Source organism: Kutzneria chonburiensis, assembly GCF_028622115.1.
Classification (GTDB): domain Bacteria; phylum Actinomycetota; class Actinomycetes; order Mycobacteriales; family Pseudonocardiaceae; genus Kutzneria; species Kutzneria chonburiensis.
In genome coordinates, this window is sequence record NZ_CP097263.1 from 6738976 (window position 1) to 6762668 (window position 23693).

Below are 23693 nucleotides of genomic sequence, written 5' to 3' on the forward strand. Positions count from 1 at the left end.
GGGTAGGCCCGTCGGGCCCGATTCATCAGCCCGGCAGGCCGAGCAGCCGGGCCAGACTCGACGGGCCCAGGTTCGCACTGCCGAGACCGGGCAGCAGCCCGACCAGCGGGCCGAGGCCCGGGCCCGCAGTCTGCGACTGCTGGGACTGGGCACCGCCGGCGCCGGCCACCGGCACCGCCGGCTTGCCGCCGTACGGGGCGTTCTGGGCGCCGCGCACGTCGATCGGGCTGCCGGTCGGCTCGGCGCAGTAGGCCTTGGTGTTCGGCGCGATCGGGGCGGTGACGTCGCCGGCGCGCCGATCGGTGCCCTCATAGCCCTTGGTGCACGGCGGCGGGTCGAACAGGTTCACCGCCAGGCCGAAGTGGGCCGTGCCGTCGCCGGGCGCGACCGTGTACGAGCCGCCGACCACCGCCGGGTAGGTGACGAAGATCTGCTCGAGACCGTCCTTGCGGGGCAACAGGATCTGCGAGGTGGTGAGCAGATTGGCGGTGAGGTTGCCCAGTGAGACGCCGCTGTCGCGGAGCACGCCGTCGATCTGGTCGGCGGCCGGCGGCGCGTTGGCGATCAACGTGCGCAGGTCGCCGTCCGAGCTCTTCAGCTGCGCGGCCAGCTGGGCCAGGCTGTGGCTGAAGGACAGGATGTCCGAGGACTTGTCCAGCTGGGTCTGCAGCACGGTCCGGCCGTCGGCCAGCAGCATGGTGGTCTGCGGCAGGTGCTGGGACGCGGCCTGGGTGAAGCTGCTGGTGGTGTCGAGCAGCGTCTGCAGGTTGGGACCGGTGCCCTGGAAGGCCGTGTCCAGCTCGTCGACGACGGTGCGCAGCGACTGCGTCGGCACCGAGCCGGCCAGGTTGTCCAGGTTGGTCAGCAGCCCCTGCACCGGCGGCGGGGTCTGGGTGCGGGCCTGCGGGATGGTCGCTCCGGCGGCCAGGTACGGGGCGCTGTCGGTGCTCGGCCGCAGGTCGACGTACTGCTCGCCGACCGCGGACCGGTCGGCCACCACGGCCTGCGAGTTGGCCGGGATCTGGGTGTCGTTGGAGTCGATGTCCAACTCGACGGTGATGCCGTCCTTGGTCAGCGTGAGCGGCCCGACCCGGCCGACCGTGACGCCACGGTAGGTCACCTCGGCGCCGGTGAAGATGCCGCCGGAGTCGGCCAGCGCCACGTTGAGCGCGTAGCCGCGGGGGCCGAACAGCCGGTCGACGCCGGCGTAGCGGAAGCCGGCGTAGCTCACGCCGACCAGCGCGATCACCACGAACGCGATGATCTGCAGCCGGACCTTGCGGGTCAGCATCAGTGCCCACCCCCGCCCAGGAGTCCGCCCAGCAGGCCACCGAGGCCGCCGGAGTTGTTGTTCGAGCCGTTGGACGAGCCGCCCGGCAGCGTCGGCACCGGCAGCGGCACGCCGTTGCCGGGCCCGCTCAGCAGCGGAATGCTGGGCAGGATGCTCTGCCGGGACCGGCCGAGGTTGGTCACCACGTTGCCGAGGTTGAGGTCGAGGTCGGCGTACAGGTTGGTGTAGTCGCCCTTCACGCCGTTCACGGTGGAGTCCGGGAACGGGAAGGTCAGCAGCACCTGGAGCGACTTGGGCAGGTTCTGCCCGGTCGCGGCCAGCTGGGTCAGCGTCGGCTGGAGGTCCTTGAGATCGGCGATCAGGTCGGCCTGGCTCTTGTTGACGGTGTCGACGGCGACGCCGGACAGCGAGCTCAGCGAGTTGAGCATGGTCACCAGCTGGTCCCGCTGCTGGGTCAGCACGGCAAGGCCGGGCCCGAGGTTGTCGATCGCCCCGGCCAGCTCGTCGCGCTGGTTGTTCAGCGTGCCGGACAGCCGGTTGAGACCGTCGAGCGCCTGGGTGATGTCGTTGCGGTGAGCGTCCAAATTGGACACTGTGGTGTTCAGGTTGGTCAGCAGCTGGCGGATCTGCGGCTCGTTGCCGGACAGCGCGCTGTTGAGCTCACGGGAGATGTCCTGGATCTGGCCGATGCCGCCGCCGTTGAGCAGCAGGGACAGCGCCCCGAACACCTCCTCCACCTCGGGATTGCGGTTGGTCCGCTCCAGCGGGATGGTCGCGCCGCCGGCCAACGTGCCCGAGGGGTTGTTCGGGGCGACCAGCTCCACGTACTTCTCGCCGAGCAGGCTGGACTGGCGCAGCTGGGCCGAGGCGTTGGCCGGCAGCTTCACGTCGCCGTTGACCTCGACGGTCACGTCGGCGGTCCAGCCGTCCGGGGCCAGGTCGACCTTGGCCACCTTGCCGACGGCCACGTCGTTGACCTTCACGCCGGCCTGCGGCACCAGGTCGAGCACGTCCTTGAACTCGACGTGCACCTGGTACGGGTGGTCGCCGAGGTCGGCGCCACCGGGCAGCGGCAGGTCGTAGACGCCGCCGAACTCGCTGCCGCCGCAGCCGCCGAGCACGGTCGCGGCGGTCACGGCCAGCACCGCGAGCACGGGGATCCTGCGCCTCACTTCTCACCCCCGACGATCGACTTGCCGAGCAGCGGCACCGGCAGCGGCGGCAGCGCGCCCTGCTGCAGCGACTCGATGACCTGGGCCGCGGACGGCAGCGGCAGCACCTTGTTGAGCACGCCGGCCAGCTGGCCGCACGCGTCGGACAGGGCCGCCGGCACGTTCTTGGGGGTGAGCTGCTTGATCAGGTTGCAGACCATGGTGATCGGCGGCTGGGTCAGCTCGTTGATGTCGGCCCGGGTGTCGAGCGTGCCGGACGCGGCGTTGTAGCTGTTCTGCAGGTTGCCCAGCGCCAGCGGCGCGACGTCGAGCGACTCGGCCAGCGCGGCCCGCTGGTCGACCAGCACCTTGGTCACGTCGGCGAGTTTGTCCACATTGGACTTGATCTCGCTCCGGTTGTCCTTGATGAAGCCCTGCACCTGGCCGAGCGCGGTGGACAGCTGGTTGAGCGCGTCGCCGAGATCGGTGCGCTCGCCGGCCAGGTAGCCCGACACCTGCGCGAGCTGGTCGTTGAACGTCCGCACCTGCTGGTCGCTCTGGGCCAACGTGGTGGTGAACTTCTGCAGGTTGTCCACGGTGCCGAACAGGTCGTCCTTGGACCCCGACAGCGTCTGCGTGGCCTGCCCCAGCTGCTTGATGGTGTCGTTGAGGTTCTGCCCGTTGCCGGCCAGGTTGGCCGCGGCGGTGTTGAGCAGGTCCGACAGCGCGCCGTTCTTGTTGGCGCCGTTGGGCCCGAGCGTCGTGGTCAGCTTGTCCAGGCTCTGGTACAGCTGATCCAGCTCGACCGGCGTGGCCGTGCGCTCACGCGGAATGGTGGCGTTGTCGGCCATCACGGCGCCGCCGGTGTAGACCGGCGTCAGCTGCACGTACCGGTCGCTGACCACGCTCGGCGACACCACGACCGCCTGGGCGTTGGCCGGCACGTGCACCGACTTGTCCACCGACAGCTCCACCTTCACGGTGGTGCCCTGCGGCGTCACGCTGTCGATGCTGCCGACCCGCACGCCCAGCACCCGCACGTCGGAGCCTGGGTAGAGGCCGACCGCGGCCGAGAAGTACGCGGTGATCTTGTTCTGGTTGGTGGCCGACAGCAGCCACCACACGGCCGTCGCGACGACCAGCGCCAGCACGCAGACGATGGCGATCGCCTGGGCGAGGCCGAGCCGGGTCTTGGTGGCCGTCATGGCGAGCACCCCTCGGGATTGATGGGGCCGATGGCCGGTGGCAGCAGGCCGCAGATGTAGGTGTCGAACCAGCGGCCGCTGCCAAGGGTGTTGGCGAACACCCGGTAGAACGGGGCCAGGTCGGCGATGCTCTTGGACAGGTTGGCCTGGTTGCGTTCCAGCACCGTGGTGACCTTGTCCAGCTGCTGAAGCGCCGGCTGGAGCTGGGCCTGGTTGTCGTTGACCAGTCCGGACAGCTGGGCCGACAGGTTCTTGGTGCCGGTCAGCAGCTGGCCGATGGCGCTCTCCCGGTCGCGCAGCTCCTGCAACAGCAGGTTGCCGTCGGAGAGCAGCTTCTGGAACTCCTGGTCCCGGTCCGAGATGGTCTTGGTGACCTGGTTGGTGTTGCTCAGCAGCTGGGCCAGCTGCTGGTCCCGCGAGGAGATCGTCTTGGACAGCGCGGACAGCCCGTCCAGCGCGGTCTTCACGTCCTGCGGCGTGTTGGCGAAGGTCTGCGACAGCACGGTGAAGCTCTGCGCCAGCTGGTTGGTGTCCACCTGGTCGACGGTGGTGGCCAGGCCGTTGAAGGCCTCGTTCACGTCGTAGGGGGCCAGCGTGTGGTTGCGCGGGATGGCCGTGCCGGGGTCGAGCGCCTTGCCGCCCTGCGGGTCCAGCGACAGGTACTTCTGGCCCAGCAACGTCTTGATCTTGATGGCGGCGGTGGTCTGGTCGCCGACCCAGGCGTCGTCCACCCGGAAGTCGATCTTCACGTGATCGCCGTCCAGCGCCACCGACCGGACCTTGCCGACCTTCACGCCGGCGATGCGCACCTCGTTGCCCGGCACCAGCCCGGCGGCCTCGCTGAAGTCGGCCGAGTACGTGGTGCCGCCGCCGATGATCGGCAGGTCGTCGGAGAAGAAGGCGGCCAGCATGAGCAGCGCGATGACGGTGAGGCCGATCGCGCCGATGGCGATGGGATTGCGCTCGCGGAAGGGCTTCACGCCTTGCACCTCGCCTGGGTCACCGGCGCCACCGGCAGCGTCACCGGGGAGATGATCGGCGGCACCGCGATCGTGCCGCTGGCGCTGCACAGGAAGAAGTTGAACCAGGAGCCGTAGGTGGCCGTCCTGGTGATCGTCTCCACCTTGCCCGGCAGCGTCTGCAGGAACTGGTTGAGCAGGTCGTTGTCGCCCAGGTTCTTGGACAGCGAGCCGAGCTGGGCGATGTCGTCCTTGAGCGGCTGGCGACCCTGCTGGAGCAGCCCGGCGGTGCTGTCGGCCAGGTCGCCCAGCGCCACGATCGAGTCGCCGATCGGCTTGCGCTCCTGGGCGAAGCCGGTCACCAGCTGCTGGAGCTGGCTGATCAGCGCGGACAGCTGGTCACCGTGCGCGTTGACGGTGGTCAGCACCGAGTTCAGGTTGTCGATGACCTGCCCGATCACCTGGTCCTTGCCGGCGATCGTCGAGGTCAGCGACGCGGTGTGGGCCAGAAGGCCGTCGATGGTGCCGCCCTCGCCCTGCAACACCTGGATGATCTCGTACGACAGCTTGTTCACGTCGTCCGGCGACAGCGCCTGGAACAGCGGCTTGAAGCCGTTGAACAGCACGGTCAGGTCCAGCGCGGGTTTGGTGTGGTCCAACGGGATCGTGCCACCGACCGGCAGCACCGCGTTCGGGTCGCCGGCGCCCGGCTCCAGCGCGATGTAGCGCTGGCCGACCAGGTTCCGGTACTTGATCGTCGCGGTCACCGAGGCCGGCAGCTTGTGCCCGCCGTCGATGGAGAACGACACCTGGGCCTGCCGGCGGTCCACCACCTGGATGGTGTCCACCGAGCCGACCCGCACACCGGCGATGCGCACGTCGTCGCCGACGTTCAGCGAGGTCACGTCGCTGAACCGGGCCGAGTAGTCGCTGGCCGAGCGCAGGTCGATGTTGGCGATGGTGAGCGCGAGCAGGCTGGTGGCCAGCACGGTGATCACCATGAAGATGACCAGCTTGGTCAGCGGTCCGGCGATGCCCCTCACTTGAGCGTCACCTCCGAACCCCGGTAGAGCGGGCCGACCAGCAGGCCGCTGGCGCCGGGCACGTCGTTGGGCGGCAGGCCCAGCGACGGTCCGAGCAGCAGGGAGAGCATGTCCAGCTCCTGGGTCGAGTTGGGCAGGCCGAGCGTCGCCGACTGGGTGATGGTCGAGGTGGCCGTGCCCGCCGGCAGGATGCCGTCGTTGATGCTGCGCGCCGGCGTCGGCGGCTTGGAGCCGTCCTTGAGCGGGCCGTCCGGCGGGTACTGCGGGAACGGGTCCGGCGCCGGCGTCAGGTCGTAGCAGCGCGGGCCGCGGGTGTCGGCATAGCGCGGCTCGTCCTGGTCGGGCACGTACTTGCCGCGGTTGGCGGTGATCTCCAGCGTGATGTGCAGACCCGGCTCGTTGGTGCCCTTGCCGAAGGCCTGGTCGATGCGCGGCACGAACCCGGCCATCTGCTTGAACAGGCACTGGTACTCGGGCGCGTACTTGGCCAGCACGTCCAGCGTGGGCTTGGCCGTGGCGACCAGGTTGATCAGGTTGTTCCGGTTGGCGTACAGGAAGTTCGTGAGATCACCGCTGGCCGTCGTCACCGACGCGTAGAGGTTGACCAGGTTCTGCTTCTGATCGACCAGGGTCTTGCTCGTGGTGGTCAGGTCGGACAGCGCGTTGATCAGGTCCGGCGCGGCCTTGCTGTAGGTGTCCGAAAGGGACGCCAGCTTCTGGATGTCGGCGTCAAGGTTGGGCAACGACGGGTTGAGCTGGCCGAGGTAGGAATCCAGCTGCACCAACGTCTTGCCCAGCTGCTCGCCCCGGCCGGACAGCGCCTGGTCGATCGCGGTCAGCGTGGTGGCCAGCTTCTCCGGCTGCACGGCCTGCAACACCGGCATCAGGTCGTCGAGCACCCGCTCCAGCTCGATGGCCGAGCTGCTGCGGTCCTGCCCGATCACGTCGCCGGCGGCGATCGACCGCGTGGAGGGATCGCTGGGCAGCACCAGATCCACGTAGCGCTCGCCGAACAGCGTCTTGGGCAGCAGCTGCGCCGTCACGTTGGACGGGATCAGGCCGACCTTGTCCGGCTGTAGGGCCAGGGCCAGCTGGGCACCGTCCCCTGTGGACGTGATCGCCGAGACCTCGCCGACGATCAGCCCGCGCACCTTGACATCCGACTGCGTCTGCAACTGGTTGCCGACGTGGTCGGTGCGCAGCAGCACCGTGACCGATTTCGTGAACGTGCCGGCGTACGTGGCGATGCAGAACCACACGATCAACGCGATCACCGCGACGAACGCGACGCCCATGAGCCTGCGCCTGGCGACCCTCATCCGGCGATCCTCACCGTCGTGGTGGTGCCCCAGATCGCCAGGCTCAGGAAGAAGTCCAGCAGACTGGTCGTGACGATCGCGGTCCGCACCGCGCGGCCGACCGCCACGCCGACGCCGGCCGGGCCGCCGCTGGCCCGATAGCCGTAGAAGCAGTGCACCAGGATGATCACCACGCTGAAGACGAGCACCTTGCCGAACGACCAGAGCACGTCGACGGGTGGCAGGAACAGGTTGAAGTAGTGGTCATAGGTGCCGGCGGACTGCCCGTACACCTCCACGGTGATCGTGCGCGCCGCCACGTACGAGGTGAGCAGGCCGATCACGTACAGCGGAATGACCGCGATGAAGCCGGCGATGATGCGCGTGGTCACCAGGAACGGCAGGCTGGGCACGCCCATCACCTCGAGCGCGTCGATCTCCTCGGAGATGCGCATCGCGCCCAGCTGCGCGGTGAAACCCGAACCGACGGTCGCCGACAGCGCCAGGCCGGCGACCAGCGGCGCGATCTCCCGCGTGTTGAAGTACGCGGAGACGAAGCCGGCGAAGGCCGAGGTGCCGATCTGGTTGAGCGCGGCGTAACCCTGAAGTCCGACAACGGTTCCGGTGAAAACCGACAGACCGACCATGACGCCGATGGTGCCGCCGATGACGGCCAGCGCCCCGCTGCCGAAGCTCACTTCGGCCAGCAGCCGCAGCAACTCCTTGAAGTAGCGGGTGACCGTGCGCGGCGTCCAGGCCAATGCCTTGATGTAGAAGGCAAGCTGGTCGCCGAAGTTGTCGAGTATCTCCAGTGGACGGTTCGCCGCCCGGCGCATCGAGGCCACGTCACATCCCCTTCGCCGGGACCAGCTGGAGATAGATCGTGGTGAGCACGAAGTTCACGAAGAACAGCAGCAGGAACGTGATGACCACGGACTGGTTCACCGCGTCGCCGACGCCCTTGGGGCCGCTGCCCGGGTTCAGCCCGCGGTAGGCGGCCACGATGCCGGCCAGGAAGCCGAAGATGACCGCCTTGATCTCGCTGATCCACAGGTCCGGCAGCTGGGCCAGCGCGGAGAAGCTGGCCAGGTAGGCGCCGGGCGTGCCGCCCTGCAGGATCACGTTGAAGAAGTAGCCGCCGAGCACGCCGACCACGCTGACCATTCCGTTGAGCAGCAACGAGATCAGCATGGACGCGAGCACGCGGGGCACCACGAGGCGCTGGATCGGCGAGACGCCGAGCACCTCCATGGCGTCGATCTCGTCACGGATCTTGCGGGAACCGAGGTCGGCACAGATCGCCGAGCCGCCGGCCCCGGCGATCAGCAGCGCCGTCACGATCGGGCTGGCCTGCTGGATGATCGCCAGCACCGAGGCCGCGCCGGTGAACGACTGGGCGCCGATCTGCCGGGTCAGCGAGCCGAGCTGGAGCGCGATCACCGCGCCGAACGGGATCGAGACCAGCGCCGTCGGCAGGATGGTGACGCTGGCGATGAACCAGCACTGCTGGATGAACTCGCGGACCTGGAACGGACGGCGGAACACCATCCTGGTGGTGTCCAGGCCGAGCGCGAACAGCCTGCCGGTCTCCCGCAGCGCCCCGGCGCCGGGGAAATTGGCGGTCGGTGCGGTCACTTCTCACCGCCCCGGCGCAGCCAGCCCCGCTTGCGCCCCGGTGCGGGGGCGGCGGCCGGAGCGTCGTCGGAGCTCAGCGCACCGGACTGCGGCTGCCACTCGCTCTGCGGCAGGTCGGCGGTGCGCGGGAACGGGGTGGGCCGCGGCGTCGGATTCGGGGCCTGGTTCGCGGTCGCGGTCTGCACCGGCGGCTGGACCTGAGTCGCGCCCGCGCCGGCGAACACGCCGTAGTGCTGCTGCTCCTCGCGGGTCAGGCTGTTGATGATCGCGTCCTGGGCCGACGGCGGCAGCGTGTGCAGGATCTGCATCACGCGGTCCCGGCGCCGCTCGACGGCCCGGCGGATCGGCAGGCCCGCGGTCGGCTCCAGCTGCGGCACGATGCCGGTGCCGCCACCGCCCTTCGGACCGCCCAGCGTGCCGCTCGTGCCACCGGCGCGCAGCGCGGCCAGCTCGGCCGCGGCCTGGCCGGCGTCCTTCTCCTCGCTCATGCCGATCGGGCCCTCGCGGCGGCCCATCAGGAACTGCTCGACCACGGGCTCGGTCGAGGTCAGCAGCACCTCGCGCGGGCCGAACATGACCAGTTCCCGGCGGAACAGCATGCCGATGTTGTCCGGCACGGTGCGGGCGGTGCCGATGTCGTGCGTGACGATCAGGAAGGTGGCGTCGATCTGCGCGTTCAGGTCGACGATCAACTGGTTCAGGTAGGCGACGCGAACCGGGTCGAGACCCGAGTCGGGCTCGTCGAACAAAATGATCTCGGGATCGAGCACCAGCGCCCTGGCCAGGCCGGCGCGCTTGCGCATACCGCCGGAGATCTCGCCGGGCAGCTTCTTCTCGGCCCCGATGAGGCCGACCATCTCCATCTTCTCCAGCACGATGCGCCGGATTTCCGCTTCACCCTTTTTGGTGTGCTCGCGCAGCGGGAAGGCGATGTTGTCGAACAGGTTCATCGAGCCGAACAGCGCGCCGTCCTGGAACAGCACGCCGAACAGTTTGCGCACGTCGTAGAGCTTGTGCTCGGAGCAGCGCACGATGTCGGTTCCGGTGATGACGATCCGGCCGTGCTCGGGTTTGAGCAGTCCGACAAGGGACTTGAGAAAGACCGACTTGCCGGTGCCCGACGGACCGAGCAGGACGCTGATCTCGCCCGGAGGCAGGGTCAGCGAAACGTCCCGCCAGATGGTCTGCTTGCCGAAGGACTTCGACAGCCCTTCGACGACCACCTCGACGCCCATCCGCACCTCCTCGTGACCCGAATTACTCCGAGTGCGAATTGTGCACCCCGCAGCGCTGCGACGCCGTGGGACGTCGTACCCCTGGTGCAACGACCACGGACCGCGAAGGTTACTGACGAGTTTCCTCCGATCGGGAACCCGTTGCCGACCCGTTATGGTCCAGATGCAGCAGAGGCGGCCACCCTAACGGGTGACCGCCTCTGCGGGGAACAGCTGTGGAGCTACGAGATCACTTGAGGGTGATCTTGGCGCCAGCGGCCTCGAGCTTCTCCTTGGCGGCCTCGGCGGCCTCCTTGGCGACCTTCTCCAGGACCGGCTTCGGAGCGGACTCGACCAGCTCCTTGGCCTCCTTCAGGCCCAGGCCCGAGACGACCTCGCGGACGACCTTGATGACCTGGATCTTCTTGTCGCCGGCCGACTCCAGCACGACGTCGAACTCGTCCTGCTCCTCAGCGGCCTCGACCGGAGCAGCGGCGCCACCCACGGCGGCGACGGCGACCGGCGCGGCGGCGGTGACCTCGAAGGTCTCCTCGAACTGCTTCACGAACGCGGACAGCTCCAGGAGGGTCATCTCCTTGAAGGCGTCGAGCAGCTCGTCGGTGGTGAGCTTAGCCATGATGGCGTTCCTTCCTCATGAATAACGTGGCCGCCATGCAGGCGGGAATGTGGCTTGTGATCAGGCTTCGGCGGGGGCGTCGGCCGGAGCCTCGGCGCCACCCTCGGCCTGCTTCTTCTCCTGCAACGCGGCGGCCAGCCGGGCGACCTGCGAGGCAGGCGCCTGGAACAGACCGGCGGCCTTGGACAGGTTGCCCTTCATGGCGCCGGCGAGCTTCGCCAGCAGCACCTCACGGGAGTCGAGGTCAGCGATGCGCGTGACCTCGTCGACCGAGAGGGCCTTACCGTCCATGTAGCCGCCCTTGACGACAAGGGCCTTGTTGTCCTTCGCGAAGTCGCGGATCGCCTTGGCCGCGTCGACCGGCTCGCCCTCGATGAAGGCGATGGCCGTCGGGCCGACGAGCAGGCTCTCCAGACCCTCGACGCCAGCGTCCTCAGCAGCACGCTTGACCAGGGTGTTCTTCGCGACGGTGTACGTGGTGCCCTTGCCGAGAGCGCGCCGCAGCACGGTGAGCTGCGCCATGGACAGCCCGCGGTACTCGGTGACAACCGCGGCCGAGCTGGCCCGGAACTTCTCCGAGATCTCAGCAACGGCGGTGACCTTGCCTGGCTTCGCCATGGTCGCCTCCTCTCTGCTTGGTAGCGGGGAACCCGCGACCGCCGGAGGAGGTCCAGACAAGAACAAACGCCCCGGCGCAGAGCGGCACGGGGCGTACAGAGATCATGGGCACGGCCCAGGGGCCGTACGTGATGCAGCCTCGTCCTCCTGCGCGGGCCGCCCGCTCTCGCGGGACCTTCGTCCGGGCAAGCCGGACACCAGCGGTCTTCGGTGGAACTAGCTGAAGGGTAGCAACCCGATGCCGCTATCTCCAAAACGCTAGCCTTGACCGGTGGCGAAGGAGCGGCGGCGGCGCGCGTACCTCCCGGCCGGCATCGTGATCCTGGCGGTGCTCGGCGGCGGTCAGTACTACCTGTCCAACATCTTCGCCCCCGCCGACACCGGCTCAGGGCCTGGCGGAAGCAACTCTGGTGGTGCGGCGGGCGCGGGCACGCCGACCACGACGTACCAGCTTCCGGACCTGGCGGTGAACGACGTCTACAAGCTCATCGCGCCACCGGCGACGGCCGACCGCGTTTGCGACTCCGTATTCACCCCGCAAGGGGGTAACCAGTTCGCAGCCGATCTGGGCGCTCCTACCTGTCAGCAGGCCGTGGCGCTGGCCGCTGCGACGGTCACCAACCCGTCCGCCTACAAGAAAACCACGGTGCCCGCCTCCGCAATCCAGATGCACGGCGAGGACTCAGCCACCATCAGCTCCTGCGCGCTCGACGTGCAGGGCGGTGAACGACTCGGCACATTCCTGCTCACCAGGGCACAGAACGGCTGGTACATCTCCGGGCACCAAAAGGACCCAAGCCCCTGCGCCACGGCAAACTGACAGGGGCCGCATCCCTTGCGGGATGCGGCCCCTGTGTTCAGCTACGACGCACTCAGGCGCTGGCCTCGTCGGTCAGCATGTTGCGGGTGCGGTTCGGGTCGACCGGGATGCCGGGGCCCATGGTGGTGGAGAAGGTGACCTTCTTCAGGTACCGGCCCTTGGCGGCGGACGGCTTGGCCCGCAGCACCTCGTCCAGCGCGGCCGCGTAGTTCTCCACCAGCTTGTCGGTGTCGAACGAGGCCTTGCCGATCACCAGGTGCAGGTTGGCCTGCTTGTCCACCCGGAAGTTGATCTTGCCGCCCTTGATCTCGGTGATCGCCTTGGCGACCGCCGGGGTCACGGTGCCAGTCTTGGGGTTCGGCATCAGGCCACGGGGGCCGAGGATGCGGGCGATGCGACCGACCTTGGCCATCTGGTCGGGCGTGGCGATCGCGGCGTCGAAATCGAGCCAGCCACCCTGGATGCGCTCGATCAGGTCGTCGCTGCCGACGGCGTCCGCGCCGGCGGCCTCGGCCTCGGCGGCCTTGTCGCCGGTCGCGAACACGATCACCCGCGCGGTCTTGCCGGTGCCGTGGGGCAGGTTGACGGTGCCACGAACCATCTGGTCGGCCTTGCGGGGGTCGACACCGAGACGGATCGCGACCTCGACGGTGGCGTCCAGCTTGACCTTGGAGGTCTCCTTCGCCAGGTTGGCGGCCTCGAGCGGCGAGTACAGCCGCTCCCGGTCCACCAGCTCGGCGGCCTGGCGGTATGCCTTGCTGCGCTGCATGATTCCTGTCCTTCGTGGATCAGTAGTGGTGACGAGCTGCGCCCAGCTCTCCCACGCTGTCTAAAAGTTGGAGGGTCAGCCTTCGACCGTGATGCCCATGGAGCGGGCGGTGCCGGCGATGATCTTCGCCGCCTGGTCGATGTCGTCGGCGTTGAGGTCGGTCATCTTGGTCTGGGCGATCTCGCGCACCTGAGCCATGCTGACCTTGGCGACCTTGGTCTTGTGCGGCTCGCCGCTGCCCTTCTCCACACCGGCGGCCTTGAGCAGCAGCTTCGCGGCCGGCGGGGTCTTGAGCTTGAAGTCGAACGAGCGGTCTTCATACACGGAGATCTCGACCGGCACGACGGTGCCACGCTGCGACTCGGTCGCGGCGTTGTAGGCCTTGCAGAACTCCATGATGTTGACGCCGTGCTGGCCGAGAGCCGGGCCGACGGGCGGCGCCGGGTTGGCGAGACCGGCCTTGATCTGCAGCTTGATGATCGCTGCGAGCTTCTTCTTCTTGGGTGGCATTTCTTGTGTCCTGTTATTCGTGTGGTTCCGCGCGGGGGCCCTGCCCGCCACCCGCGTGGCTGCTCGGCTCCCTGTCGGGAACCGGTCAGATCTTGGAGACCTGGGTGAACGACAGCTCGACCGGCGTCTCGCGACCGAAGATCGACACGAGCACCTTCAGCTTCTGGCCGTCCGCGTTGACCTCACTGATGGTAGCGGGCAGCGTGGCGAAGGGGCCGTCCATGACGGTGACGGACTCGCCGACCTCGAAGTCGACCTCGACGGTGGGCTTGGCCGCGGCGGTGGCGGACTTCTTGCCACCCTCCTGCTTGGCCGTGTCCTGCTCGACCTGCGGGAGCAGGAACTTGAGCACGTCGTCCAGGGTGAGCGGGGACGGCTTGGAGGTGGCGCCGACGAACCCGGTCACACCGGGGGTGTTGCGCACGGCACTCCAGGACGCGTCGTTCAGTTCCATCCGGACCAGGATGTAGCCGGGCAGCACCTTGCGCTGCACCTGCTTGCGCTGGCCGTTCTTGATCTCGGTGACTTCCTCGGTCGGCACCTCGACCTGGAAGATGAAGTCCTCCATGTCCAGGGTCTGGATACGCGTCTCGAGGTTGGTCTTGACCTTGTTCTCGTAACCGGCGTACGAGTGCACGACGTACCAGTCGCCGGGGGCGTGCCGCAGCGCGGCCCGCATCTCCTCGGCGGGGTCCAGGTTCTCGTCGACGGGGGCGTCCTCGTCCACCGCGACGTCGGACTGCTCGTCGTCGTCTTCGGCGGACTCGACCTGCTCGACCTCAGTGTCCTCGGCCACGTCCAGGTCGGACTCGACGGCGGCGTCCTCGACCTGCACGGCGTGGAGGTCCTGCTCGTCGATGTCGGACAGCTCCTGGCCGGCGGCGGCGCCGTTCTCGGAGGTCACAGCTGGGTCTCGCTTCCTCTCGTGCGTCAGTGTCCGGTCGCTCATGCCGGCGACCGGTGGCCCCGCACCCGCTCGGCTACTTGCCGAACAGGAAGGCCACGCCCTGGAAGAAGGCGTAGTCCAGACCGAAGACCAACGCCACCATCACGGCCACGAACACCAGCACGACGATCGTGTACGTCAGCAGGTTCTTGCGCGTCGGCCAGATGACCTTGCGCAATTCGGCGACGACCTCGCGGAGGAAGCGGGCCAGGCGCTTGAAGACGTTGGGGCGCTTGGCCTTGCGGTCACGCGCCGCCGTCTCCACGCCCTGCTCGCGCTTGGACTGCGTTGTCCTGCCGTTGCTGCTGACAACCTTGGCCGAGTCGGCCTTGGCCGACTCAGTCTGGTCGCTACCGCTCTCCGGCGCGACCTGGCGGGCGGAGGCGCGGCGCTCGCGTCGCGCTGCGGCGGTGACCGGACGGGCGACGCTCTCGCGCTTCTCCGTCGGCTCCTGCTCGCGGTCCTCGCTCACGCCATCCTCCGCTCACCAAAAGCATCGATGCAGGGGCGACAGGACTTGAACCTGCAACCTGCGGTTTTGGAGACCGCTGCTCTGCCAGTTGAGCTACACCCCTTTGAGGCCGTCTTCAGCCGTCCCAGGTACTCCCTGGGAACAGGCCTCATCACGTCCCGGCTCGCCAGAGTCTACGGCACGAATGGGTGGTCACTGCAACCGCACTGGTCAACAGCGGTGTTCGGGCCCCCGGACGCAAATTCGGTGGGTGGCGTCTGCCACCATGAAGGCCATGGCAGCCCCCGAAGCTCCCCCTGTTGACAGCCCCGCGGCACGCCGCCGCGTCTCCGCCCGCATCGGCGGCATCGCCGAGTCCGCCACCCTCGCGGTGGACGCCAAGGCCAAGGCGCTCAAGGCGGCGGGCCGCCCGGTGATCGGATTCGGCGCCGGTGAGCCCGATTTCCCGACGCCGGAGGCCATCGTCGAGGCCGCGGTCGCCGCGGCGAGCGACCCCCGCAACCACCGCTACACGCCCGCGGCCGGCCTGCCCGAGCTGCGCGAGGCGGTGGCGGCCAAGACCGCCCGTGACTCCGGCTACCAGGTGCAGCCGAGCCAGGTGCTGATCACCAACGGCGGCAAGCAGGCCGTGTACCAGGCGTTCGCGACGCTGCTCGACCCCGGCGACGAGGTCATCATGCCGGCGCCGTACTGGACCACCTACCCCGAGGCGATCACGCTCGCCGGCGGCGTCCCGGTGCAGGTCACCGCGGACGAGTCGACCGGCTACCTGGTCTCCGTGGAGCAGCTGGAGGCGGCCCGCACGCCCCGCACCAAGGTGCTGCTGTTCGTGTCGCCGTCCAACCCGACCGGCGCCGTCTACGACCGCGAGCAGACCGAGGCGATCGGCCGCTGGGCGCTCGAGCACGGCATCTGGGTGGTCACCGACGAGATCTACGAGCACCTGGTCTACGACGGCGCGCAGGCGCACTCGCTGCCGGTGCTGGTGCCCGAGCTGGCCGACACCACCGTCGTGCTCAACGGCGTGGCCAAGACGTACGCGATGACCGGCTGGCGGGTGGGCTGGATGATCTCGCCGGCCGATGTGACCAAGGCCGCCGCCAACCTGCAGTCGCACCTGAGCTCGAACGTGGCCAACGTGTCGCAGCGGGCCGCGCTGGCCGCCGTCTCCGGCCCGCTGGACGCCGTGTACGCCATGCGCACCGCGTTCGACCGGCGCCGCAAGACCATGGTCGAGCTGCTGTCGGCCATCCCTGGCGTGCAGTGCCCGACGCCGCAGGGCGCGTTCTACGCGTACCCGTCGGTGAAGGGCCTGCTGGGCAAGGAGATCCGCGGCCAGCGCCCGCAGACCAGCGTCGAACTGGCCGCCCTGGTGCTCGAGCAGGCCGAGGTGGCCGTGGTGCCGGGTGAGGCCTTCGGCACCCCCGGCTACTTCCGGCTGTCCTACGCGCTGGGCGACGAGGACCTGGTCACCGGCGTGAACCGGATGGGCGACCTGCTCCGCGAGGCCAAGTAGCGGCACGGGGGCCGGCCCATCGGGCCGGCCCCCGTCCAAGATCACTCCATCGGGCTAGCCGAGCCGGACGACGGCGGTCGGCCGGCCGAGCACGGTCTGGCCGTCGAAGGTGACGATGATCGCCACCTTGGCGGTGCCGTCCTCGCTGACCTCGGTGACCTTGCCGGTGATCTCCAGCAGCGCGCCTTCGCCGTCGTTGGGCACGGGCACGGGCCGGGTGAACTTGGTGGTGGTCTCGACGATCGCGCCGGGGTCACCGACCCAGTCGCTGACCAGCTCGTTGGCCAGCGCCATGGTCAGCATGCCGTGGGCGATGACGCCCGGCAGACCGACCTCGGTCGCGAACTTCTCGTTCCAGTGGATCGGGTTGAAGTCCAGCGAGGCGCCGGCGTAGCGGACGAGGCGGTCGCGGGTCACCCGGACCTGCTTGGCCGGCAGCTCGTCGCCCTTGGTCACCTTCGATGCGGGCAGCCTGCTCATCACGCGTCCTCCCCGCGGGCCACCAGCAGCCCGGTCGACGTGCACACGGCCTCGCCGTCCTCGGTGGCGATCTCGGCCCGGATGGTGAGGAAGTCGTTGCCCATACGGGTCTGCACGTCGTCCACGTGCACGACGCTGACCAGCCGGTCGCCGGCGACCATGGGCCGGTGGTGGACGAAGGTCTGCGAGCCGTGCACCACGCGGCTGTAGTCAAGGCCGAGCTCGGGGTCGTCGACGACGATCCCGGTGGCCTTCATGGAGATGACCGTGGCGAAGGTGGGCGGCGCGATCACGTCGGGGTAGCCGGCGGCCCGCGCGGCCGCGGGGTCGCGGTGCAGTGGGCTGGTTGCCCCCACGGCGTCGGCGAACTCGCGGATCTTCTCGCGGCCTACCTCGTACACGTCACCCGGCGGGTAGCTGCGTCCTGTGAACGACTGGTCCAGTGGCACCGGCCCAGGTTAGCCGGCATCTTTGCCAGAACTGGCGAGAGCCCGCCACCGGCATGCGGGGCGGGCTCTCGAGTGCTTGCGGGGAAACCGTCAGCGGGTTTCCTTGTGCGCACGGTGCGTCTTGCAGTTCGGGCAGAACTTCTTGATCTCCAGGCGGTCGGGGTCGTTCCGACGGTTCTTCCTGGTGATGTAGTTGCGGTGCTTGCACTCCTCGCACGCGAGGGTGATCTTCGGTCGCACGTCGGTTGCAGCCACGGGGTCACCTTCTCCTTCACTGGTACCCCGCAAGGGGGTCCGAGGGTCAGCCCCTCGGTCGAGTAGCGATGGCCGGACTTGAACCGGCGACACAGCGATTATGAGTCGCTTGCTCTACCAACTGAGCTACACCGCCTCAAACACGGCGAACGGCCGTGCTCGCGCTTTGCGAGCACGGCTCGGCTGCCGTGAGAGCCCCAATACGGAATCGAACCGTAGACCTTCTCCTTACCATGGAGACGCTCTGCCGACTGAGCTATTGGGGCCTGCTCTTGCGGAGCGATTAGAACTCTAGCGCACGGACCCCGCGATCACGAAATCGGGGGGCCACCTCCCACCTGCGTCAACTGACCAACGTGAGGACCGTCTCATTACGCAGGCCACGGGCCCGGATCGTGCGGGCCCGCAACCAGGCCTCGAAGCGCTCCTCGGACAGCGGCCTCGAGATCAGGTAGCCCTGCGCCACGTCACAACCCATGCTGACGAGCTGCTCGCGGGCCGAGTCCTCCTCGACGCCCTCGGCCACCACGGTCAGGCCGAGCGAGTGGCCCAGCTCGACGATGGCCCGCACCACGGCCATGTCCGACAGGTCGGTGCCCATGCCGAGCACGAACGACTTGTCGATCTTCACCTCGTCCACCGGCAGCTGCCGCAGGTAGGCCAGCGACGAGTAGCCGGTGCCGAAGTCGTCAACGGCCAGCGTGACGCCCATGGCGTGCAGCCGCCGCAGCACCGGCAGCGCCCGCTCCGGGTCGGACATCACGCCGGACTCGGTCAGCTCGAAGGTCAGCAGCTGCGGCGGCACGTCGTAGCGGCGCAGCGCCTCGGCCACCAGGTCGGGGAAGTTGGCGTCGGCCAGGTTGCGCACGGAAAGGTTGACCGCGGCGGACATCCGCAGCCCCCGGTCCAGCCACGACCGCACGCGCTGGAGTCCCTGCTCCATCACGAACGACGTGAGCGCGTCGACCAGGCCGGTGGCCTCCACGGCCGGCACGAACTCGTCCGGGTCGAGCTGTCCGAACTCGGGGTGCCGCCACCGCACCAGCGCCTCGACGCCGACGACCTGCCGGCTGGGCAGCGCGATCTTGGGCTGGTAGTGCACGCTGACCTGGCCGGTCTCCAGCGCCGACCGGAACTGGGTGACCAGCTGGAAGCGCCGCAGGAAGATCTGGCCCATGCTCGGCGCGTAGCCGCGCACCGGGTCACTGCCGCTGTGCGCGGCCTGCACGGCCACATCGGCGCGCTGCAGCAGCGTGTCGACGTCGAGCGTGTCGTCGCCGTCCTCGGCGGTGTTGGCGACGTAGCCGATCAGCGCGCTGGCCTCGATGGTCAGCTTGTCCACCGGGTACGGCATGGACAGCCCGGCACGCAGCTTCTCGCCGATCTCCTGCGCCTGCTCATGGGTCCGGTCGACGAGCAGCGCCGCGAACGACCCGCCCTCCAGTCGAGCCAACGGAACCTCGCCGCCGAGGGCGTCGCGCAGGCGGCGGCTCGCCGCGAGCACCATGCGGTCGCCCCACGCGTAGCCGAGGGCGTCCGCCACACCCGACATCACGTCCAGGTCGATGCGCATCACGACGCACGGCTCGTCGGCGCGCACGGGGTCGCCGGCGACCTCGCGGAAGCCGGTGCGATTGAGCAGCCCCGTGAGCGGGTCGTGGTACGCGTGGTGCCGCAGCCGCCCGACCAGGCGGCGGTTGTCCATGGCGGTGGCGAGGTGGCTGGACAGCGTGCGCAGCAGCCGCACGTCGGCGCTGCCGAAGCCACGCCAGCGGCTGAGCCGGTCGTGTACCTCCATGGCACCGAGCGGTTGGCTCGCGCCGCGCAGCGGCACCACCAGCACCTCGTAGACGCCACGGCGGCGCAGCGCCTCCTGCACGTCGTCGGCGGCGTCGGAAAGCTTGAAGTAGCGCACGTGGTTCCCGGCCAGCTGGAGGATCGGGTCCTCACGGTCCAGCTCGGCGCCGTCCGGCAGCGGCACACCGGCCACCAGGCGGCGCACCTCGTCGGCCGAGTCCACCTTGAGGTGCAGCACCACGCGCTTGGCGTTGAGCTGGTCGCGGATGCGCTCCACGATGGCCTGCCAGTCGGCCGGATCCTCCGGCGGCAGCACGTTGGTCAGCACCGACGCCTTGTTCATCACGTCCTGGCCGGAGCGCGCCACGTTGAGGCTGACGTCGGACAGCGTCTCCAGGTCGCGCTGCTCGCGCAGCAGTCCGGAGTACGCCCGATACAGCGCCACCATCGAGGCCGCGAGCAGACCGGCCAGCAGCCAGCCCCACGGCGCGTTGTTCACCAGCACGTACGCGACCAGGCCGACGGTCACGTTCATCAGGCAGACGACCAGCGAGCGCAGGCCCAGCCGCGCCGCCGACGGCATGCGCAGCTCGCCGCCGAGCACATGCATGGCGCCCAGGCCGAGGGCCGTGCTGACCAGCGGCGACGTGAGCACACCCAGCGCCGCGGCGGCCCACACCGGCATGCCGGCGAAGCTACTGGTGAGCAGGTAGAAGACGGCGTACGGGATCGCCACTTCCAGGCACATGATGCCGGCGTGGTAGCTGAGGTGACGCAGCTTGTGCCGACTGATCTGCACGCCGAGGCCGGCCACCAGGTAGGCGGCCAGCACCACCTCGAACGGCACGGTCACCAGGCCGAGCACCAGCGGGATCTCGGCGAAGGAGATGGTCCAGCTGATCTGGCGCACGTCGAAGTCGATGGAAAGCTGCTCGGAGAGCAGGAAGCCGACGGCGAGCAGCGGGCCGGCGATCAGCAGCTGCTCGGGTTGCGGGTGGTCGACGTGACCGAGCAGCACGGCCGCCGCGACGCCGACGCCGATCAGCAGCACCGCCGCGGAGAACAGGCGGTACCGCCGGGTACGCTGCGGATCAAGCTGCGCGCGAACCGGCGGACGTGGCACCTCGGGATGGACGGCACGGCGGTGGTCGGTCATCCACCCTCCTCGTCGGGCCACGCGGACAGGGCGCCTTCCCCCTGTCGAACGACACTCCTGCCGGTGGTGTCCTTGGCACGACCGAGGGGTCCCGAGCGCTACCGGAACCCCTCCACGTGCAGTTTACCCCGGTTGAGCGAGTGTGGCCCGTCTAGTTGACGAAGGCAACACTCCCAGTGAACAGTTTGGCGTCGGAAAGAGCAATTTGCACGTCCAACCGGCCTCTTGAAACGATAAAGCGGACAAAACGGCGACAAATCGGACACTCGAACGCGCCGATCACACCCCGTATTGGTCACCGTCAGTAATCCCCGCGACTTCACCCCGTCGCCGGTGTTGGATGACTCCACGTGGACATCGACGTCGAGCGGCAGCACGCCGCGCGCCTGGCCCTGCTCGATCCGCTGCTGCCGGCCGATCCGCCGCTGTCCGGCGACCTGATCGACACCATCGGCGCGCTGGGCGCACCGGTCTCGACCGAGCTCGACCCCGATTCGCTCGACGCCACCTGGGGCGCGTTGCGCCGCCACACGCTGACCGTTCGACTGGCCGGCGACGAGCTCGGGCCCCTGCTCGACCGCTGGGAGGAGCACCTGGCCCGGGTCGCCACTCCCGGCGACGAGGACTCCGTCGCCGCGATCGTCTGGCCCAGCCGCGACACCGCCGCCGTACGGGCCCTGGTCCATCACGGCTTCGCCCCGCTCCTCGTCACCGCCGTCCGCCGCGCCGGCATCGGCAGCCCTTCGCCCGCGCTGCCGCCCGGCGTCACCATCCGCCACGCCACGAATGTGGACTTGGTGGCCTGTGTCGCACTCAATGTGGAGGTCGTTCGCTACGACACCCAGTTCGGTGCCCTCACCGAGCGCCCCTCCACCGAGGTCGGACTCCGCCAGCACACCGCCGACCTGCTCGCCCGCGAGCACCCTTGCATCTGGCTCGCCGAGCTGGGCAGCCGTCCAGTCGGCATAGTCACCGTCGACCTACCGCCCCACTCCGACTGGATCGCCGACCGCACTTCCGCGTCCCCCGTCGCCTACCTCGGCCTGGGTGGCGTCCGCGCCGACCTCCGCAGCACCGGCATCGGCACCGCCCTGGTCGCCCACGTCCACCGCGAGCTGGACCAGCTCGGCATCGCCGCCACCCTCCTGCACTACGCCCTGCCCAACCCCCGCTCGGTCCCTTTCTGGTCCACCCAGGGCTACCGTCCACTGTGGACAAGTTGGCACCGCCGCCCGGCACTACGCCCCTGACCGCCAGGGCACCCCGCCACCTATGACCACCGCACTGGCCGCCGCCGGCTCGTGTCGTCCAACCCCGCGGGCATTCCCCACTACCTCCCCGACAGCGCCTGCACCACCGGGGCCGCCGCCTCGAACTCACGGTCCGACACGACCAAATAGGACAGTCCGAGCCGCTCCCGCCGCCGGTGAGCCAGCTCCACCACGTGATCGAGCGGCCCCAGGAACTTCGCCGGCATGTCCGCCACCAGCTCGGCCCCGCCGGCACCCCACCCCCGCTCGATCGCGTACCGCTCCGCCGCCGCCCGTGGGTCGTCCGCCAGCTCCACCGACACCACCGAGCTGATCTCCACATCCCGCCCCTCGGACTGCACCAACTCCACTTTCGTAGCGTATGACGCAGTGAGACGTTCATTCATGTCACCGGAAATCGTCCCGTCGGGCAGTGCCTTGGCCAGGATCCCCACCGTGTCGGCCTCCCGCCCGGCCAGCCGCAGCATCCGCGGACTACCCGCCCCGATCAGCACCCGCGGCGCCCGCTCCACCGGCGGATGGTTCGTCACCCCATCCACCCGGTAGTGCTCCCCCGCAAACCGAACTTCCTTGCCAGCAAACAACTCCTTCAACAGCGCCACGGCTTCCTCAAGCCGCCTGACCCGCACCCCACCCCGGTCGAAGGCCATCCCGGCCGCCTCGTACTCGTCCCGCAGCCACCCGGCCCCCAGCCCCAACTCGAACCGCCCACCGGACAGCTGCTGGAGCGTCGCCGCCTCCTTGGCCAGCACCACCGGATGCCGATAGTCGTTGGCCAGCACCAAAGTCCCCACCTTCAGCCGGCTCGTCGCCACCGCCGCCGCGGCCAGCCCGATCAGCGGCGCCACCTGCTCTCCGTACGGCTCCGCCACGAAGTGGTCGCGCAGCAACACCGTGTCGTAGCCCAGTTCCTCAGCCCGACGCGCCGTTGCCACCACCTCCTCGACACTGCCCGCCGCTTCCGCCAACACCCCGAACCGAAATGCACCCATGCACCGATCCTCGCCGCCCCCACACCCCCACGCTGGCGGCTTTCGGCCGTCGCGTTCCACCCCCACTTGACACGCCCCGAACTGCGGAAACACACCCTCTTCATGATCACCAACATGCGCCGCCAGCAGACCGCCTCCCCTTCCGCCTAGCGTGGCGCGCAGGAGGTCCCACATGCGCACAAGCGTCCAAATCAGGGGCGAGGAAGTCATCGGTGACCGCAGTTACGCGGTCCATGTCCGGATGGACACCGACACGTCCGTCGCCGTCGAAGTAGAGGCCCAGCTTCCTTCCGGCGACGTCGTTGCCGAGGGCAGCATCATCCTGCCCGTCACCGATCTCATCCCCGCGATCCAACTCATCGAGGCCACCCTGCAGGGTCTGGCCACCACCCGCGGCGGCGCCCGCTCATCGTCGAGATCACGTCCCGCCCCCGCCAACGCCGGCGCCCCGTGGCCCGCCGAGCAGGACGACGAGCTCCGTCGCCTGTGGACGGACACCGCCACGTCCATCCCCGAGCTGGCCACCCATTTCGCCCGCAGCCGCGCCGCCATCAAGGCCCGCCTGCTCCACCTCAACCTCAGCCCCGACGCCCCCGACCGCACCCCTCAAAAGATCACAAACTCATGACACCTCTCGAACTGATGTTCGAACTCGTGCTACTCTTCCTCCCGTGGCCGGCGTCATTGGGAGGGGAAGCCCCAGGCGCCGGCCATCTACTTTCCCCAGTCAGGCACAAGCCATGGAGCACGACAGCAAGCCCGTGGGCCACCAGACGCGACGGCACCCCACCCGAGACCGACCATGGGCCGTGCCCAGGCACGGCACAGCAGCGCCCTCGCGGCAGAGATCAAGGAGATGCCGCAAGTCCACTGTGGAGTGAAGAGCACAGGGATCCAGCACTACTCGCCGCCACGGGAAAATACGGCGCAGGCTGAAGATGGGCGTGATCCACCTCACCCACCACCTGCGACCAGACAGCCCCCAACCAGGCGAGGCCCAACCACGCGACTGGCTAAGAATCCCCACCCAACTCAACCCAGGCAAGCCAGGGCGAAGCCCGAAGCTACAACCCCCGCCTTAGCCGAGCGCAGAAAGAAGGCACCCCACCGTGGGGGGTGCAGGGGGCGAAGCCCGCCCTGCCTCGGGGTCTGGGGCGGGAGCCCCAGAAAACACGACGAGCGGGATGCGTCTGCGCTTTCCGCAGACAC

At 69.0% G+C, this 23693-nt stretch carries 24 protein-coding genes and 3 tRNA genes; 4 read left to right on the forward strand and 23 right to left on the reverse strand.

The window, feature by feature from the left end:
* Nucleotides 1–25: 25 nt before the first annotated feature.
* The 11 genes from M3Q35_RS30780 to rplJ all read right to left on the reverse strand — a co-directional run bounded on the left by M3Q35_RS30780 (nt 26) and on the right by rplJ (nt 11051).
* On the reverse strand, nt 26–1291 hold the full coding sequence (locus M3Q35_RS30780; RefSeq protein ID WP_273936052.1) for an MCE family protein: 1266 nt from the start codon (nt 1289–1291) through the stop codon (nt 26–28).
* On the reverse strand, nt 1291–2463 hold the full coding sequence (locus M3Q35_RS30785) for an MCE family protein (RefSeq protein WP_273936053.1): 1173 nt from the start codon (nt 2461–2463) through the stop codon (nt 1291–1293). The genes M3Q35_RS30780 and M3Q35_RS30785 overlap by 1 nt, the downstream gene beginning before the upstream one ends.
* Nucleotides 2460–3647, reverse strand: a complete 1188-nt coding sequence (locus M3Q35_RS30790) for an MCE family protein (RefSeq protein WP_273936054.1) — start codon at nt 3645–3647, stop codon at nt 2460–2462. Before M3Q35_RS30790 ends, M3Q35_RS30785 begins: the two co-directional genes overlap by 4 nt.
* Nucleotides 3644–4627, reverse strand: a complete 984-nt coding sequence (locus tag M3Q35_RS30795; protein ID WP_273936055.1) for an MlaD family protein — start codon at nt 4625–4627, stop codon at nt 3644–3646. The genes M3Q35_RS30790 and M3Q35_RS30795 overlap by 4 nt, the downstream gene beginning before the upstream one ends.
* Nucleotides 4624–5649, reverse strand: coding sequence for an MCE family protein (locus M3Q35_RS30800; protein WP_273936056.1), 1026 nt, complete (start codon nt 5647–5649; stop codon nt 4624–4626). Before M3Q35_RS30800 ends, M3Q35_RS30795 begins: the two co-directional genes overlap by 4 nt.
* A complete protein-coding gene (locus tag M3Q35_RS30805) occupies nt 5646–6968 on the reverse strand; it encodes an MCE family protein (RefSeq protein WP_273936057.1) in 1323 nt (440 codons plus the stop codon). The genes M3Q35_RS30800 and M3Q35_RS30805 overlap by 4 nt, the downstream gene beginning before the upstream one ends.
* The gene (locus M3Q35_RS30810; RefSeq protein ID WP_273944515.1) at nt 6965–7783 is read right to left on the reverse strand and encodes an MlaE family ABC transporter permease; all 819 of its coding nucleotides are present in this window, start codon (nt 7781–7783) and stop codon (nt 6965–6967) included. The genes M3Q35_RS30805 and M3Q35_RS30810 overlap by 4 nt, the downstream gene beginning before the upstream one ends.
* A gap of 10 nt (nt 7784–7793) precedes the next feature.
* The gene (locus M3Q35_RS30815) at nt 7794–8582 is read right to left on the reverse strand and encodes an MlaE family ABC transporter permease (RefSeq protein ID WP_273936058.1); all 789 of its coding nucleotides are present in this window, start codon (nt 8580–8582) and stop codon (nt 7794–7796) included.
* On the reverse strand, nt 8579–9817 hold the full coding sequence (locus M3Q35_RS30820) for an ABC transporter ATP-binding protein (RefSeq protein WP_273936059.1): 1239 nt from the start codon (nt 9815–9817) through the stop codon (nt 8579–8581). The genes M3Q35_RS30815 and M3Q35_RS30820 overlap by 4 nt, the downstream gene beginning before the upstream one ends.
* 229 nt (nt 9818–10046) lie before the next feature.
* Entirely contained in the window at nt 10047–10433 is a 387-nt protein-coding gene (rplL, locus tag M3Q35_RS30825; protein ID WP_116172381.1) for a 50S ribosomal protein L7/L12, read from the reverse strand.
* 60 nt (nt 10434–10493) lie between these two features.
* Nucleotides 10494–11051 carry a 50S ribosomal protein L10 gene (gene rplJ / locus M3Q35_RS30830; RefSeq protein ID WP_273936060.1) on the reverse strand — a complete coding sequence of 186 codons (558 nt, stop codon included), beginning with the start codon at nt 11049–11051 and terminating at the stop codon, nt 10494–10496.
* Nucleotides 11052–11322: 271 nt separating this feature from the next.
* Here rplJ and M3Q35_RS30835 point away from each other — a divergent pair, with 271 nt between their 5' ends.
* Entirely contained in the window at nt 11323–11871 is a 549-nt protein-coding gene (locus M3Q35_RS30835) for a hypothetical protein (protein WP_273936061.1), read from the forward strand.
* A gap of 52 nt (nt 11872–11923) precedes the next feature.
* On the opposite strand, the gene rplA is transcribed toward M3Q35_RS30835, so the two are convergent.
* The 5 genes from rplA to M3Q35_RS30860 all read right to left on the reverse strand — a co-directional run bounded on the left by rplA (nt 11924) and on the right by M3Q35_RS30860 (nt 14671).
* Nucleotides 11924–12643, reverse strand: coding sequence for a 50S ribosomal protein L1 (gene rplA / locus M3Q35_RS30840; RefSeq protein ID WP_273944516.1), 720 nt, complete (start codon nt 12641–12643; stop codon nt 11924–11926).
* 72 nt (nt 12644–12715) lie between these two features.
* Nucleotides 12716–13150, reverse strand: coding sequence for a 50S ribosomal protein L11 (gene rplK / locus M3Q35_RS30845; RefSeq protein ID WP_273936062.1), 435 nt, complete (start codon nt 13148–13150; stop codon nt 12716–12718).
* Between the two features lie 85 nt (nt 13151–13235).
* Nucleotides 13236–14054: a transcription termination/antitermination protein NusG gene (gene nusG, locus M3Q35_RS30850; protein ID WP_273936063.1), complete on the reverse strand. Its 819-nt coding sequence runs from the start codon at nt 14052–14054 to the stop codon at nt 13236–13238.
* A gap of 76 nt (nt 14055–14130) precedes the next feature.
* Entirely contained in the window at nt 14131–14568 is a 438-nt protein-coding gene (gene secE, locus M3Q35_RS30855; RefSeq protein ID WP_273936064.1) for a preprotein translocase subunit SecE, read from the reverse strand.
* A gap of 30 nt (nt 14569–14598) precedes the next feature.
* A tRNA-Trp gene (locus M3Q35_RS30860) sits at nt 14599–14671 on the reverse strand.
* Between the two features lie 171 nt (nt 14672–14842).
* On the opposite strand from M3Q35_RS30860, the gene M3Q35_RS30865 reads away from it, so the two are divergent.
* Nucleotides 14843–16084 (forward strand): pyridoxal phosphate-dependent aminotransferase, encoded by a 1242-nt coding sequence (locus M3Q35_RS30865; protein ID WP_273936065.1) that lies wholly within the window; start codon nt 14843–14845, stop codon nt 16082–16084.
* A 54-nt stretch (nt 16085–16138) separates the two neighbouring features.
* Here the strand turns inward: M3Q35_RS30865 and M3Q35_RS30870 are convergent, their stop codons facing one another.
* The 6 genes from M3Q35_RS30870 to M3Q35_RS30895 form a co-directional block, all read right to left on the reverse strand.
* Entirely contained in the window at nt 16139–16564 is a 426-nt protein-coding gene (locus tag M3Q35_RS30870; protein WP_273936066.1) for a MaoC family dehydratase, read from the reverse strand.
* On the reverse strand, nt 16564–17013 hold the full coding sequence (locus tag M3Q35_RS30875; protein WP_273936067.1) for a MaoC family dehydratase N-terminal domain-containing protein: 450 nt from the start codon (nt 17011–17013) through the stop codon (nt 16564–16566). Before M3Q35_RS30875 ends, M3Q35_RS30870 begins: the two co-directional genes overlap by 1 nt.
* A gap of 90 nt (nt 17014–17103) precedes the next feature.
* Nucleotides 17104–17268 carry a 50S ribosomal protein L33 gene (gene rpmG / locus M3Q35_RS30880; protein WP_015105301.1) on the reverse strand — a complete coding sequence of 55 codons (165 nt, stop codon included), beginning with the start codon at nt 17266–17268 and terminating at the stop codon, nt 17104–17106.
* A gap of 63 nt (nt 17269–17331) precedes the next feature.
* Nucleotides 17332–17404, reverse strand: a tRNA-Met gene (locus M3Q35_RS30885).
* Nucleotides 17405–17461: 57 nt separating this feature from the next.
* A tRNA-Thr gene (locus M3Q35_RS30890) sits at nt 17462–17534 on the reverse strand.
* 77 nt (nt 17535–17611) lie between these two features.
* Nucleotides 17612–20221 (reverse strand): putative bifunctional diguanylate cyclase/phosphodiesterase, encoded by a 2610-nt coding sequence (locus M3Q35_RS30895; protein ID WP_273936068.1) that lies wholly within the window; start codon nt 20219–20221, stop codon nt 17612–17614.
* A gap of 350 nt (nt 20222–20571) precedes the next feature.
* Here M3Q35_RS30895 and M3Q35_RS30900 point away from each other — a divergent pair, with 350 nt between their 5' ends.
* A complete protein-coding gene (locus tag M3Q35_RS30900) occupies nt 20572–21471 on the forward strand; it encodes a GNAT family N-acetyltransferase (RefSeq protein WP_273936069.1) in 900 nt (299 codons plus the stop codon).
* Between the two features lie 80 nt (nt 21472–21551).
* On the opposite strand, the gene M3Q35_RS30905 is transcribed toward M3Q35_RS30900, so the two are convergent.
* Complete coding sequence (locus M3Q35_RS30905) at nt 21552–22484, reverse strand: TIGR03621 family F420-dependent LLM class oxidoreductase (RefSeq protein ID WP_273936070.1); 933 nt, start codon at nt 22482–22484, stop codon at nt 21552–21554.
* A gap of 172 nt (nt 22485–22656) precedes the next feature.
* On the opposite strand from M3Q35_RS30905, the gene M3Q35_RS30910 reads away from it, so the two are divergent.
* Nucleotides 22657–23112, forward strand: coding sequence for a hypothetical protein (locus M3Q35_RS30910; RefSeq protein ID WP_273936071.1), 456 nt, complete (start codon nt 22657–22659; stop codon nt 23110–23112).
* Nucleotides 23113–23693 lie beyond the last annotated feature (581 nt).

What these genes read in the sequence shown, in the direction of transcription:
- M3Q35_RS30810 (WP_273944515.1), bottom strand. Translation starts at nt 7,783, where the DNA reads ATGCGCCGGGCGGCGAACCGTCCACTGGAGATACTCGACAACTTCGGC.
- M3Q35_RS30865 (WP_273936065.1), top strand. Translation starts at nt 14,843, where the DNA reads ATGGCAGCCCCCGAAGCTCCCCCTGTTGACAGCCCCGCGGCACGCCGC.
- M3Q35_RS30870 (WP_273936066.1), bottom strand. Translation starts at nt 16,564, where the DNA reads ATGAGCAGGCTGCCCGCATCGAAGGTGACCAAGGGCGACGAGCTGCCG.
- M3Q35_RS30780 (WP_273936052.1), bottom strand. Translation starts at nt 1,291, where the DNA reads ATGCTGACCCGCAAGGTCCGGCTGCAGATCATCGCGTTCGTGGTGATC.
- M3Q35_RS30820 (WP_273936059.1), bottom strand. Translation starts at nt 9,817, where the DNA reads ATGGGCGTCGAGGTGGTCGTCGAAGGGCTGTCGAAGTCCTTCGGCAAG.
- rplK (WP_273936062.1), bottom strand. Translation starts at nt 13,150, where the DNA reads ATGCCACCCAAGAAGAAGAAGCTCGCAGCGATCATCAAGCTGCAGATC.
- M3Q35_RS30905 (WP_273936070.1), bottom strand. Translation starts at nt 22,484, where the DNA reads ATGGGTGCATTTCGGTTCGGGGTGTTGGCGGAAGCGGCGGGCAGTGTC.
- rplL (WP_116172381.1), bottom strand. Translation starts at nt 10,433, where the DNA reads ATGGCTAAGCTCACCACCGACGAGCTGCTCGACGCCTTCAAGGAGATG.
- rplJ (WP_273936060.1), bottom strand. Translation starts at nt 11,051, where the DNA reads ATGGCGAAGCCAGGCAAGGTCACCGCCGTTGCTGAGATCTCGGAGAAG.
- M3Q35_RS30805 (WP_273936057.1), bottom strand. Translation starts at nt 6,968, where the DNA reads ATGAGGGTCGCCAGGCGCAGGCTCATGGGCGTCGCGTTCGTCGCGGTG.
- M3Q35_RS30790 (WP_273936054.1), bottom strand. Translation starts at nt 3,647, where the DNA reads ATGACGGCCACCAAGACCCGGCTCGGCCTCGCCCAGGCGATCGCCATC.
- M3Q35_RS30895 (WP_273936068.1), bottom strand. Translation starts at nt 20,221, where the DNA reads ATGACCGACCACCGCCGTGCCGTCCATCCCGAGGTGCCACGTCCGCCG.
- M3Q35_RS30910 (WP_273936071.1), top strand. Translation starts at nt 22,657, where the DNA reads ATGCGCACAAGCGTCCAAATCAGGGGCGAGGAAGTCATCGGTGACCGC.